Below are 12,887 nucleotides of genomic sequence, written 5' to 3' on the forward strand. Positions count from 1 at the left end.
TGTATGGCTGTCATTGAAGGAGTGCGGTGCGACGCTGGGTGACGAGGGAAGCTCACCCGATGAGCAGACCCCATGCCGGTTGCATATGCCCTGAGCTGGGCCCGGACAGGACCCCGGACATGCGAGGGGCCGGGGTCCCATCCTGAGACCCCGGCCCCTCGGCGGCGTACGAGCCCGGTTACTTCACGGGCTCCGGCTCCGGCTCGCTCTCCGCGTCCGCCTGGCCCGCCGGCGGCTCGTCCACCGGCGTCTTGACGGAGTCGAGCAGCAGCTGGGCGACGTCCACGACCTGGATGGACTCCTTGGCCGTGCCGTCGTTCTTCTTGCCGTTGACCGAGTCCGTGAGCATGACCAGGCAGAACGGGCACGCCGTCGAGACGATGTCCGGGTTGAGGGAGAGGGCCTCGTCGACGCGCTCGTTGTTGATGCGCTTGCCGATCCGCTCCTCCATCCACATGCGGGCACCACCGGCGCCGCAGCAGAAGCCGCGCTCCTTGTGGCGGTGCATCTCCTCGTTCCTGAGGCCCGGGACCTTGCCGATGATCTCGCGCGGGGGCGTGTAGATCTTGTTGTGGCGGCCCAGGTAGCACGGGTCGTGGTAGGTGATGATGCCCTCGACCGGGGTGACCGGGACCAGCTTGCCCTCGTCGACGAGGTGCTGGAGCAGCTGGGTGTGGTGGATGACCTCGTAGTCGCCGCCGAGCTGCGGGTACTCGTTGCCGATCGTGTTCAGGCAGTGCGGGCAGGTCGCGACGATCTTCTTCGCCGACTTCGGCTTCTTGGTCGCGGGGTCCACGTTGCCGTCCTCGTCGAGGGACTCGCCGAACGCCATGTTCAGGGCCGCCACGTTCTCCATGCCGAGCTCCTGGAACAGGGGCTCGTTGCCCAGGCGGCGGGCGGAGTCACCGGTGCACTTCTCGTCGCCGCCCATGATCGCGAACTTGACGCCCGCGATGTGCAGCAGCTCGGCGAAGGCCTTGGTGGTCTTCTTCGCGCGGTCCTCCAGGGCGCCGGCGCAGCCGACCCAGTACAGGTACTCGACCTCGGTGAGGTCCTCGATGTCCCGGCCGACGACCGGCACCTCGAAGTCGACCTCCTTGGTCCACTCCAGGCGCTGCTTCTTGGCCAGACCCCAGGGGTTGCCCTTCTTCTCCAGGTTCTTGAGCATCGTGCCCGCCTCGGACGGGAACGCGGACTCGATCATCACCTGGTAGCGGCGCATGTCGACGATGTGGTCGACGTGCTCGATGTCCACCGGGCACTGCTCGACGCAGGCGCCGCAGGTCGTGCAGGACCACAGCACGTCCGGGTCGATGACGCCGTTCTCCTCGACCGTGCCGATCAGCGGGCGCTCCGCTTCGGCGAGCGCTGCCGCGGGCACCGAGGCGAGCTGCTCCTCGGACGCCTTCTCCTCGCCCTCCATCGTCTTGCCGCCGCCGGCCAGCAGGTACGGCGCCTTGGCGTGCGCGTGGTCCCGGAGGGACATGATCAGGAGCTTCGGGGAGAGGGGCTTGCCCGTGTTCCAGGCGGGGCACTGCGACTGGCAGCGGCCGCACTCGGTGCAGGTGGAGAAGTCCAGCAGGCCCTTCCAGGAGAACTGCTCGACCTGGGAGACGCCGAAGACGTCGTCGTCGCCGGGGTCGGTGAAGTCGATCGGCTTGCCGCCGCTCGTCATCGGCTGGAGAGCGCCCAGGGCCGTACCGCCGTCACTCTCCCGCTTGAACCAGATGTTCGGGAAGGCGAGGAAGCGGTGCCACGCGATACCCATGTCCGTCTTGAGCGATACCGTGATCATCCAGATGAAGGACGTCGCGATCTTGATCATCGCGGTGAGGTAGACCAGGTTCTGCAGGGTGCCGATGCTCAGCCCGTGGAAGGCGGCGACCAGCGGGTACGAGGCGAAGTACCCGGCCTCGTAGTGGTGGACGCCGGCCAGGGCGCCCTCCAGGCCGCGCAGGGTCATGATCGCCAGGCCGATGATCAGGATCACGGCCTCGACGAAGTACGCCTGGCCGAAGTTGGAGCCCGCGAACCGGGACTTGCGTCCGGGTCGGGTGGGCAGCGACAGCTGGCGGATGACGATCAGGGTGAGGATGCCGAGCGTCGTCATGGTGCCGACGACCTCGACGAACAGTTCGTACGGCAGCCAGTGCCCGATGACCGGCAGCGCCCAGTCGGCCTCGAACAGCTGCCCGAAGGCATTGATCAGGGTCAGGACCAGGGTGAAGAAGCCCACCGCCACGAACCAGTGCGCGACGCCGACGATGCCCCAGCGGTTCATGCGGGTGTGGCCGAGGAACTCCTTGACCACGGTGACGGTGCGCTGGGTGGGGTCATTGGTACGGGTGCCGGCGGGCACGTTCTGTCCGAGCCGCACGAAGCGGTAGATCTGGCCGATGGCTCGGGCGAACAACGCCACGCCGACCACGGCCAGGACCAGCGACACGATGATCGCGGCGAGTTGCATTTGGGGGCTCCTCGGGCCTGCGAGGGGTTTCCTTCGTCGTACTTCCTGTGTACTCCGAAGGTGGTGATTACTAAGCGGTAACTTATGCAGTCCGTCTGAGACTACCCACTTCTCCCGCCGCACTGTAGTGGGGTGAGCGGTGATCTGCGTCGCTGTGGGAAGGCTCGCTTCCGGTTCAGCGCGCGGTGGGGCGCACCGGCTGCGCCGGCGCGAAGGTCACACGGAACATCTTGGGCCAGAACTTGCCCGTGATGAGGAACTGGTCCGTTCCGGGGACGGCCGCGATGCCGTTGAGGACGGATCCTGGGACGCGTTCGTCGGCTCGCAGGAGGCCCGAGGCGTCGATGCCGGCTGTCACCGCGCCGGTGGCGGCGTCGAGGCGCACCAGGCGGTCGGTGGGAAAGACGTTGGCGTAGACGGCGGTGCCGACGCACTCCAGCTCGTTCAGTCCCGCCACCGGCCGGCCGTTCTCGGTCACGGTGACCTCGCCCGTCTTCGCGAGCGTGCGCGGGTCACGGAAGGTCAGCCGCGCCGAGCCGTCGCTCGTCACCAGCCGCCGCCGACCGCGATCCAGGCAGATGCCCCAGCCTTCGTCCGGGTAGGGGACGCGGCGCAGCTCCCTCAGCGTCGCGGCGTCCCTTTCGACGGCGATCCGGTTCCGCCACGTCAATTGCCACAGGGTACGACCGACCAGGGTGATCCCCTCACCGAAGAGGGTGGCGGGCAGCGCGGCGTACACCGTGGGCGGTGTGCCGGGCGGCCCGGCCCGTACGGAGGACCGGCCGGACAGTCCGGTGCCCTCGTAGAGCGTGGCGTCGGCCATCTCCAGGCCCTCGGTGTATGCCTTCGGGTCGTGAAGGACGGTTTCGATCACCTTCACCCGCAGACGCTCGGTCCGGTGTGCGGAGGCCTGGCGTCCGCGCACGGCCCAACTTCCGGCCGCGTCGTCGGGGGCGCCGCCCCGTGCCGGGGCGCGGGTCGCGGAAGACGCGAGCACCAAAGCACCCGCGAGCGCGACGGCTGCCGCCGAGCGCAGCGGCTCAGACACCGCAGGCCTCTCCGGCCGGCTTCACGGTGGCCAGCAGCGGTGTCACCAGTGGTTGCTGGAGCAGGGTGGGGGTGCCGGTGGCGTGGGGCTCCAGCAGATGTAGGACCAGCGTGCGGTGGGAGCGGGCCGGCAGTTCCAGGTCCAGCGTGAACACCGCGTGGCCCCGTTCGACGCCCAGCGCGAGCTGCGCGGGACGACCGTCGAGCGTGGCGCCGGTGAACACGGCTCCGGTCCCGGCGTAGTACGACACCAGTAGCCGGTTGTCGCCCGGACGGGTCCGGTAGGGCGGGCGGTCCGGCCGCAGTGTGACGTAGGCGGGCAGGCCGGAGGTCGGGGCCCGGTTGGTCAGGGTCACGGTCACCGTGACCGCGCGTCGGCCGCCCGAGCAGCCACCCGCCTCCCAGGTCAGGCTCCGGTCCAGGTAGTAGTCCAGCTTGGAGCCTGCCGCATTGTTCACCACGAGCCCCGCGAAGGGGCCGGGCGCGTCCGGCAGCGTGCCCGAGTAGGGGCGCGTCTCGAGGAGGCGCTGTTCCTCTGGGTGTGCGCTCCACACTTTGATCCGGCCGTCCCGCTGGGCGTCGTTGACGGCGACGAGCAAGGCCGGCAGCCGGCGCGTGTCTTCGGCGGCGGCGATCAGCGGCCCGGCGGCGGCGCGGGCCGCGTCGACGAAGAACGCCTTGCGCCGGCTGACGTCCTTGTAGAGCGCGTAGCTGGCTCGTTCCGTGAGGTCCACGACGTTGTCGGCGGTGAGTGCGGTGCCGTCTGCCATGCGCGCCGGACCGGTGACCCTCAGGAAACGGCTCAGGGTGACCGGGTCGACGGCCATCGCTCCGTCCACCTGCTCGCCGGTGTGCCCCCGCCAGGCCGCGGCCCAGATACGGGCCGCGTAGGGGAAGTGCGGGCTCATGTTGGAGTTGACCCACACATGGGTGGGGTCGCTGCCCGCGTAGCGGGCGTTGAAGTCGGCTCCCAGGTCGATGTCCGCCTTCACCGTGCCCATCTCGCTGTCGTTGCCGAACCGCTCGAAGGAGAGGTGGCCCCGGTCGGCCCGCAGCACGGCGAAGGCTCCGGGCAGACCTCCGGTGCCGCGTGCTTCGGCGAAGTTCTGGAACGCGAGGAAGTAACGCCGTTCCCCCTGCGCCCCGAGCATGGACGGCAGGACGCGGGCCGCCACGGAGGCGTCGGTCGTCACTGGGACGAGGCGGTCGATCTGCTGCGCGAGGACGGCACGGGCCCGGTCGGCCGCCGGCAGCCAGGTGGAGCGGGGCAGCCCGTGTACGTCCGCCTGGACCTGGGTCGCGACGTCTGCCGCCCGCGCGACATCGGGCGCGTGCTTCTGCAGGGACATGAGCGCCTCGGACATGCCGGTACCGCGGGCGTCGGGCGCCGGCAGCACTCGCGTCAGCGGAGCCAGCACGTCCCCGGCCAGCCGGTCCGCCGCATACGCGGCGCCGCGCACGATTCTGAGCGGGCCCCCGAGGAACGGCACATGGGCGGCGGTGTACCAGGCAGGGCCGGTGGTGAGGCGGTGCGCCCGGCCTGCGTGGGCGGCAGCGGACTGCACCGCCCGCTGCCGTTCCCGCTCCGGGCCGCCCACGGGTGCGGCCGCCACGGACTGGCGCAGCGCGTCGAGGTCCCTCTGTGCCGCGAGCAGCTCCGAGCGGGCGAGCACTCCGGTGACGCCGATCCAGACGGCGCCCGCGAGGGGGAGCGCCGCACCGGCCAGCAGGACGAATCCGAGTGTGCGACGTCGGCCGGTCGGGGGGAAGCGGGCGGCGCCCTGGGCAGGGCCGGGACGCCGTGGTTCCGCCGTACGGATGTCCTGGTCCGTCATGAACTGCGGCGACGGCGTACGGCCAGCATCGTGCCACCGCCCACCATGAACAGGGCCGCTGCGGTGCCACCGAGTACCAAGGTCCCGTCGCTGCCCGTCGCCGCGAGACTCCTGTGATGGTCGTGGTTCTGGTGCTGGTAGTCCGCCCGGTCGCCGACTGCGACGCGTCCGTGCGAACCGCCCGGACCGTCGTCATGTCCGCCGTGCCCACTGTGGTGTCCCGGACTGCCGGGATGGGTGGGCCGGTGGGTCGGGCTCTTGGTCGGTCGCGGGCTCTTGGTCGGGGTGGGGCTGGGGCTGGGAGGCGGGGGTTGCGTGAGCCCGCCCTGGACGAAGACGGTGACGCCGACGCTGACCTCGGCGTTGTCCGCGGTGACCCGGAGGACGTGCCAGCCGTTGACGGCGTTCTTCGGGATGGTCACGGTCCCCGACACCGATCCGTCGCCTGCGGCCGTGAAGTGGCCGAGGACGACCGGCGTCGATTCCAGCAGTACCGTGATGGGCGCGTCGTGCGGGAAGACCTCCGCAGGGACGCTGAAGTCCACCGGCTCCCCGGCCGTCAGCGTGGTGCCGGCGGGCAGGGTCAGGGGTGGGGTCGGCGGGTACGGTTGCCCGAAGGCGGCCTGCGCCCCCACCAGCGGTGCCCCGATGAGCATGGCAGCCGATGCTGCCGATGCCAGAGCAACCCGCCATCTGCGCGGTGCTGTCATCTTCTTCACTCTCCTCGACTTCTGTCAGGGCCAGGCCAGCAGCGTCGGCCGTTGTCAGGATGTGGGTACCAACATCTAGATACATGGAATAAATGGGACATACCGACATCTGTCGTAGTGGCGACGCCCAGAAGTCACCGGATGGGGCAGCCACGACCCGCCGATGGCCCACGCCGCCGTATCGAATGGCCGAGCGGTGGGCGCCCGGGCAGTTGTCCGATGGTCGGACATGGGGGTGGCTCCCCCAGTGCAAGCACGCGAGTCCCTATCTTCGCTGCGTGTAAAGGGAACAAATTGCCCCGTTTCGGGCGGTTCTCTCGGTTCTAAGAGGGGTGCAGCTTGGATTTCCACGGATTCCTGAAGGCTCTCGCCAGACGCTGGCCGACCGTCGTGGTCTGTCTGGTTCTCGCGGTCGGGGCGGCACTCGCCGCGACGGGCTTGAGCATCCCCGTCTACGAGGCCAGGACCCAGCTCTTCGTCGCCACTCACACCGGGGACGACTCCGCGCAGTTGAACCAGGGTCAGAGCTTCTCGCAGGCGCGCGTGCAGTCGTACGCCGAAATCGTGACCACTCGTCAGGTGACGGCGCCCGTCGTGAAACAGCTGAAGCTGCGCAGCACGCCGGAGGAGTTGGCATCCCGGATCACCGCTGTAGCCCCCCTCAACACCGTGCTCATCGACATCACCGTCCGGGACACCGCACCCCAGCGTGCGGCGCGCATCGCCAACGCCGTTGCGGAACGGTTCATTTCCGTCGTCGAGCAGTTGGAGACACCCAAGCATCCGGCCGGCACGAAGCAGTCCAAGAAGGGCCGTACGGGCGGTGACGACGCTCCGGTCTCGCCGGTGTCCCTGGGTGTCACCCAGGAGGCCGTCGCCCCTGTCGTCCCCGTCTCGCCCCGCCCGCTGCTGAACCTGGGCGCAGGCGCGCTCGCGGGGCTGCTGCTCGGTGCCGGACTCGTGGCCCTGCGGGAGACGCTCGACACCACGTTCAAGACGAGCGAGACGCTCGGCGAGTTCACCGCACTGCCCGGCCTCGGCACCATCCCGTATGACAAGAACGCCCCCAAACGGCCGCTCGCCAACAGCGATGGGCACTCCAAACGAGCCGAGGCCTTTCGCAAGCTGCGCACCAACCTGCAGTTCTCCCAGGTCGACGATCCGCCGCGGATCATCGTGGTGACGAGTTCGGTACCCGGGGAGGGCAAGACCAACACGGCGGTGAATCTCGCCCTGTCGCTCGCGGAGGCCGGTGTCTCGACCTGCCTGGTGGACGGCGACCTGCGCCGCCCGTGCGTGGCGCCCACCTTTGGTCTCGTCCAGGACGCCGGTCTGACCACGGTGCTCATCGGGCAGGCCCGCATCGAGGACGTGATGCAGCAGGTCGTGGGCGGGCTCTCGGTGCTCGCCGGCGGCGCGGTACCGCCGAATCCGACAGAACTGCTCGCCTCCACGCGTATGAAGGAGGTGCTGCAAGAGCTGGCGGACATCTACGAGGTCGTGATCGTCGACACCGCGCCCCTGCTGCCGGTCGCCGACACAGTCGGACTCGCCTCGCTCACCCAGGGCGCGCTGCTCGTCGTGCGCGCCGCGAAGACGAGCCGGGAACAGGTCCGCACCGCCGCGGAGTCGCTGGAGCGCGTGGGCGTCCGCATCCTCGGCACCGTCTTCAGCATGGCCCCGGTGCCAAAGGGAGGCCGCTACGGCCGCTACGGCACCTACGGCTACGGGAGCTACGGAGAACTGCCCGCGCCCCGTGCTTCGGCTCACCGGACGGAGGCGGCCGCATCCGCGGGGACACCTGTGACCGGTGGGAGATGACCCGCATCCTCTTCGTCTGCACGGGCAACGTGCACCGCTCGGTATTCGCCGAGCGGCTGCTGGCGGCGCGGCTTCCGCCCGGGTCCTCCCTGCGGCCGGAGAGCGCCGGCACGGAGGCGTGGCACCGCTCTCCCATGGAGGACGCCACCAGTGCGGTGCTGAAGGAGCTCGGTGGTGACGGCTCGGGGTTCGTCTCCCGCCCGCTCACGGACCAGCTCGTCGCGAGCGCCACGCTGGTCCTGGGGCTCGCGCGCGAGCACCGGGAGGCGGCGGTGCGGCTCGCTCCGTGGGCGATGCGGCGCTGTTTCACGCTGAGGGAGTTCATGCGGCTCGCGGACGAGAGCGGCGGGGGTGTGGGCGGTTTCCAGGCCCTGGTGGCGGCCGCGGCCGCCCGCAGGGGGACCGCCGCCCCGGTGCCGCCGGACGAGGACGACGTCCCGGACCCCTGGGGCAGGCCCCGGCATGAGCTGTACGAGTGCGCCCGGGAGATCGACGGGACAGTGAGCAGGCTGGCCCGGCTGTGGGTCATGAGCGACGGGGGTGCATCATCGGTGGGGGACAAAACGGTATGAGGGGGAAGCTTGCTCTTTTTCCCTGCGTGTTCTGCACCCGCTGCCACCTGCGGTGATTCCCCGATTGCTGAACGGTGCCGGATAAAAGTTGAGTCCCTCGGACTCAGCTCTGTTGACGCCGCGCCGACCCTCGTGCATCCTTGAGCCTGTTCCACTCAAGTCAGCTGGAGGATTCACCATGGCACGTGCGGTCGGCATCGACCTGGGCACGACTAACTCCGTCGTCAGCGTTCTGGAGGGCGGCGAGCCCACCGTCATCACCAACGCCGAGGGTGCCAGGACCACGCCGTCCGTCGTCGCCTTCGCCAAGAACGGCGAGGTGCTGGTCGGCGAGGTCGCCAAGCGCCAGGCGGTCACGAACGTGGACCGGACCATCCGCTCGGTGAAGCGCCACATGGGCACCGACTGGAAGATCTCGCTGGACGGCAAGGACTTCAACCCGCAGCAGATCTCCGCGTTCATCCTGCAGAAGCTGAAGCGGGACGCCGAGGCGTACCTGGGCGAGAAGGTGACCGACGCGGTCATCACCGTCCCGGCGTACTTCAACGACTCCGAGCGGCAGGCCACCAAGGAGGCCGGCGAGATCGCCGGTCTGAACGTGCTCCGTATCGTCAACGAGCCGACCGCCGCCGCCCTGGCCTACGGCCTCGACAAGGACGACCAGACGATCCTCGTCTTCGACCTCGGCGGCGGCACCTTCGACGTGTCCCTGCTGGAGATCGGTGACGGCGTCGTCGAGGTGAAGGCCACCAACGGTGACAACCACCTCGGTGGTGACGACTGGGACCAGCGCATCGTCGACTACCTGGTCAAGCAGTTCCAGTCCGGCCACGGCGTGGACCTGTCCAAGGACAAGATGGCTCTGCAGCGTCTGCGTGAGGCTGCCGAGAAGGCGAAGATCGAGCTGTCCTCGTCCACCGAGACCTCGATCAACCTGCCCTACATCACCGCCTCGGCCGAGGGCCCGCTGCACCTCGACGAGAAGCTGACCCGCGCCCAGTTCCAGCAGCTGACCGCGGACCTGCTGGAGCGGTGCAAGACGCCGTTCCACAACGTCATCAAGGACGCCGGCATCTCCATCAACGAGATCGACCACGTCGTCCTCGTCGGTGGCTCCACCCGTATGCCCGCCGTCGCCGAGCTCGTCAAGGAGCTGACCGGCGGCAAGGAGGCCAACAAGGGTGTGAACCCGGACGAGGTCGTCGCCATCGGCGCCTCGCTCCAGGCCGGTGTCCTCAAGGGTGAGGTCAAGGACGTCCTGCTCCTCGACGTCACCCCGCTGTCCCTCGGCATCGAGACCAAGGGCGGCATCATGACCAAGCTGATCGAGCGCAACACCACGATCCCGACCAAGCGGTCCGAGATCTTCACCACGGCCGAGGACAACCAGCCGTCCGTGCAGATCCAGGTCTACCAGGGCGAGCGCGAGATCGCGGCGTACAACAAGAAGCTCGGCATGTTCGAGCTGACCGGTCTGCCGCCGGCGCCGCGTGGCGTCCCGCAGATCGAGGTGTCCTTCGACATCGACGCCAACGGCATCATGCACGTGACGGCGAAGGACCTCGGCACCGGCAAGGAGCAGAAGATGACCGTCACCGGCGGTTCCTCGCTCCCGAAGGAAGAGGTCGACCGCATGCGCGAGGAGGCCGAGCGCTACGCGGAGGAGGACCACAAGCGCCGCGAGGCCGCCGAGGCCCGTAACCAGGGCGAGCAGCTCGTCTACCAGACCGAGAAGTTCCTCAAGGACAACGAGGACAAGGTCCCGGGCGAGATCAAGACCGAGGTCGAGGCCGCCGTCGCCGAGCTGAAGGAGAAGCTCAAGGGCGAGGACACGGCCGAGATCCGCTCCGCCACCGAGAAGGTCGCGGCCGTCTCGCAGAAGCTCGGCCAGGCCATGTACGCCGACGCCCAGGCCGCGCAGGCCGCCGCCGGCGGTGCCTCGGCCGGTGCCGGTGAGGCCAAGGCCGACGACGACGTGGTGGACGCCGAGATCGTCGACGACGAGCGGAAGGACGGTGCCGCGTGACGGAGGAGACCCCGGGCTTCGAGGAGAAGCCCGACGTCCCCTCCGGCGCCACCCCTGATGACGCCGAGCCGCAGGCCGCCTCCCCCTCTTCGGAGGAGGCGGCGGCCCCGGCGGGGGACGCAAGCGAGAACAACGCCGGTGTGGTGGCCCAGCTGGACCAGGTGCGCAAGGCGCTCGGCGAGCGCACGGCGGACCTCCAGCGCCTCCAGGCCGAGTACCAGAACTACCGCCGCCGCGTCGAGCGCGACCGGATCGCGGTCAAGGAGATCGCCGTCGCGAACCTCCTGAGCGAGCTCCTGCCCGTGCTCGACGACATCGGCCGCGCGCGGGAACACGGCGAACTGGTGGGCGGTTTCAAGTCCGTCGCCGAGTCGCTGGAGACCGTCGCGGCGAAGATGGGTCTGCAGCAGTTCGGCAAGGAGGGCGAGCCCTTCGACCCGACCATCCACGAGGCCCTGATGCACAGCTACGCGCCGGACGTCACCGAGACGACGTGCGTGGCGATTCTGCAGCCCGGGTATCGCTTCGGCGAGCGCACCATCCGCCCCGCGCGGGTGGCCGTCGCCGAGCCGCAGCCGGGAGCGCAGACGGTCAAGGCCGAGGAGACCGGCGAGGCGGGCGACGACAAGGAGAACGGTGGCCCGGACGAGGGCTGACGTACACCACGAACGCGAAGGGAAGGAGGGACGTCGGGGATGAGCACCAAGGACTTCATCGAGAAGGACTACTACAAGGTCCTCGGCGTCCCCAAGGACGCCACCGAGGCCGAGATCAAGAAGGCGTACCGGAAGCTCGCCCGCGAGTTCCACCCGGACGCCAACAAGGGCAACGCCAAGGCGGAGGAACGTTTCAAGGAGATCTCCGAGGCGAACGACGTCCTCGGCGACCCCAAGAAGCGCAAGGAGTACGACGAGGCCCGCGCCCTGTTCGGCAACGGCGGCTTCCGTCCCGGCCCCGGGGCGGGCGGCTCGTTCAACTTCGACCTGGGCGACCTCTTCGGCGGCCAGGGCGGCGCCGGGGGCAGCTTCGGCGGTGGTCTCGGTGACGTCTTCGGGGGCCTGTTCAACCGTGGCGGCGGCGCGGGCACGCGTACGCAGCCCAGGCGCGGCCAGGACATCGAGTCCGAGGTCACGCTGAGCTTCATGGAGGCGGTGGACGGGGCGACCGTGCCGCTGCGCATGTCCTCGCAGTCACCGTGCAAGGCCTGTTCGGGTACCGGCGACAAGAACGGCACGCCGCGCGTGTGCCCGACGTGTGTCGGCACCGGGCAGGTGGCGCGGGGCTCGGGCGGCGGCTTCTCGCTGACCGACCCGTGCCCGGACTGCAAGGGCCGCGGGCTGATCGCGGAGCACCCGTGCGAGGTCTGCAAGGGCAGCGGCCGGGCCAAGTCGTCCCGGACGATGCAGGTGCGCATCCCGGCGGGAGTGTCCGACGGGCAGCGCATCCGGCTGCGCGGCAAGGGCGCGCCCGGCGAGCGGGGCGGCCCGGCCGGTGACCTGTACGTGGTCGTGCATGTCAATCCGCACCCCGTCTTCGGCCGCAAGGGCGACAACCTGACGGTCACCGTCCCGGTGACGTTCGCGGAGGCGGCGCTCGGCGCCGACATCCGGGTGCCCACCCTCGGCGGGCCCCCGGTGACGCTGAAGCTGCCCCCCGGCACGCCGAACGGGCGTACGATGCGCGCCCGTGGGAAGGGCGCGGTCCGCAAGGACGGCACCCGCGGCGACCTGTTGGTCACCGTGGAGGTGAGTGTCCCGAAGGACGTGTCGGGGAAGGCTCGTGACGCGCTGGAGGCGTATCGCGAGGCAACCGCGGACGAGGACCCGCGGGCGGAGCTGTTCCAGGCCGCGAAGGGAGCATGACGAGATGGACGGCCGTCGACGCAACCCGTACGAGCTGACCGAGGACACCCCGGTCTACGTCATCTCGGTGGCGGCCCAGCTCTCCGGACTGCACCCGCAGACGCTGCGCCAGTACGACCGCCTGGGGCTCGTGTCCCCGGACCGCACCGCGGGGCGGGGCCGGCGCTACTCGGCCCGTGACATCGAACTGCTCCGCCAGGTGCAGCAGTTGTCGCAGGACGAGGGCATCAACCTGGCCGGCATCAAGCGCATCATCGAACTGGAGAACCAGGTCGCCGCGCTCCAGTCCCGCATCGCGGAGCTTCAGGACGCGCTCGACGGCGCGGCCGCGGCGATGCGCCAGCGTGAGGCGGCCGTCCACGCGTCCTACCGCAGGGATCTGGTGCCGTATCAGGAGGTCCAGCAGACCAGCGCGCTGGTGGTGTGGCGACCGAAGAAGGCCAAGGACCAGGGCCTGTCCTAGCCAGACCCTGGCGGACGCCGACACACCCACGAGGAAGGGCCCGGAGACCTGCTCCGGGCCCTTCCTCGTCGTTCGGCTCACGGT

At 69.7% G+C, this 12,887-nt stretch carries 10 protein-coding genes; 6 read left to right on the forward strand and 4 right to left on the reverse strand.

All coding sequences use genetic code 11. The features are described 5' to 3' along the window. Positions 1 to 178: 178 nt before the first annotated feature. The 4 genes from N8I84_RS21690 to N8I84_RS21705 form a co-directional block, all read right to left on the reverse strand. The gene (locus tag N8I84_RS21690; RefSeq protein WP_263231042.1) at positions 179 to 2,467 is read right to left on the reverse strand and encodes a (Fe-S)-binding protein; all 2,289 of its coding nucleotides are present in this window, start codon (positions 2,465 to 2,467) and stop codon (positions 179 to 181) included. A gap of 175 nt (positions 2,468 to 2,642) precedes the next feature. After that, positions 2,643 to 3,515, reverse strand: a complete 873-nt coding sequence (locus N8I84_RS21695) for a glutaminyl-peptide cyclotransferase (RefSeq protein WP_263231043.1) — start codon at positions 3,513 to 3,515, stop codon at positions 2,643 to 2,645. Next, positions 3,508 to 5,349 (reverse strand): DUF4012 domain-containing protein, encoded by a 1,842-nt coding sequence (locus N8I84_RS21700; protein ID WP_263231044.1) that lies wholly within the window; start codon positions 5,347 to 5,349, stop codon positions 3,508 to 3,510. The genes N8I84_RS21695 and N8I84_RS21700 overlap by 8 nt, the downstream gene beginning before the upstream one ends. Then, positions 5,346 to 6,005, reverse strand: a complete 660-nt coding sequence (locus N8I84_RS21705; protein ID WP_263231045.1) for an LPXTG cell wall anchor domain-containing protein — start codon at positions 6,003 to 6,005, stop codon at positions 5,346 to 5,348. The genes N8I84_RS21700 and N8I84_RS21705 overlap by 4 nt, the downstream gene beginning before the upstream one ends. 393 nt (positions 6,006 to 6,398) lie before the next feature. Here N8I84_RS21705 and N8I84_RS21710 point away from each other — a divergent pair, with 393 nt between their 5' ends. From N8I84_RS21710 to N8I84_RS21735, 6 genes are all read left to right on the forward strand, one after another. Continuing rightward, positions 6,399 to 7,880, forward strand: a complete 1,482-nt coding sequence (locus tag N8I84_RS21710) for a polysaccharide biosynthesis tyrosine autokinase (protein ID WP_263231046.1) — start codon at positions 6,399 to 6,401, stop codon at positions 7,878 to 7,880. Then, complete coding sequence (locus N8I84_RS21715; RefSeq protein ID WP_263231047.1) at positions 7,877 to 8,452, forward strand: arsenate reductase/protein-tyrosine-phosphatase family protein; 576 nt, start codon at positions 7,877 to 7,879, stop codon at positions 8,450 to 8,452. Before N8I84_RS21710 ends, N8I84_RS21715 begins: the two co-directional genes overlap by 4 nt. A 178-nt stretch (positions 8,453 to 8,630) precedes the next feature. Continuing rightward, entirely contained in the window at positions 8,631 to 10,478 is a 1,848-nt protein-coding gene (dnaK, locus tag N8I84_RS21720) for a molecular chaperone DnaK (protein ID WP_200422230.1), read from the forward strand. Next, positions 10,475 to 11,134 carry a nucleotide exchange factor GrpE gene (gene grpE, locus N8I84_RS21725; protein WP_263231048.1) on the forward strand — a complete coding sequence of 220 codons (660 nt, stop codon included), beginning with the start codon at positions 10,475 to 10,477 and terminating at the stop codon, positions 11,132 to 11,134. Before dnaK ends, grpE begins: the two co-directional genes overlap by 4 nt. 39 nt (positions 11,135 to 11,173) lie before the next feature. After that, positions 11,174 to 12,340: a molecular chaperone DnaJ gene (dnaJ, locus tag N8I84_RS21730; RefSeq protein ID WP_263231050.1), complete on the forward strand. Its 1,167-nt coding sequence runs from the start codon at positions 11,174 to 11,176 to the stop codon at positions 12,338 to 12,340. Positions 12,341 to 12,344: 4 nt separating this feature from the next. Beyond that, positions 12,345 to 12,803 (forward strand): heat shock protein transcriptional repressor HspR, encoded by a 459-nt coding sequence (locus N8I84_RS21735; protein ID WP_263231051.1) that lies wholly within the window; start codon positions 12,345 to 12,347, stop codon positions 12,801 to 12,803. Positions 12,804 to 12,887: the final 84 nt, after the last annotated feature.

Source organism: Streptomyces cynarae, from assembly GCF_025642135.1.
GTDB classification, from domain to species: Bacteria; Actinomycetota; Actinomycetes; order Streptomycetales; family Streptomycetaceae; genus Streptomyces; species Streptomyces cynarae.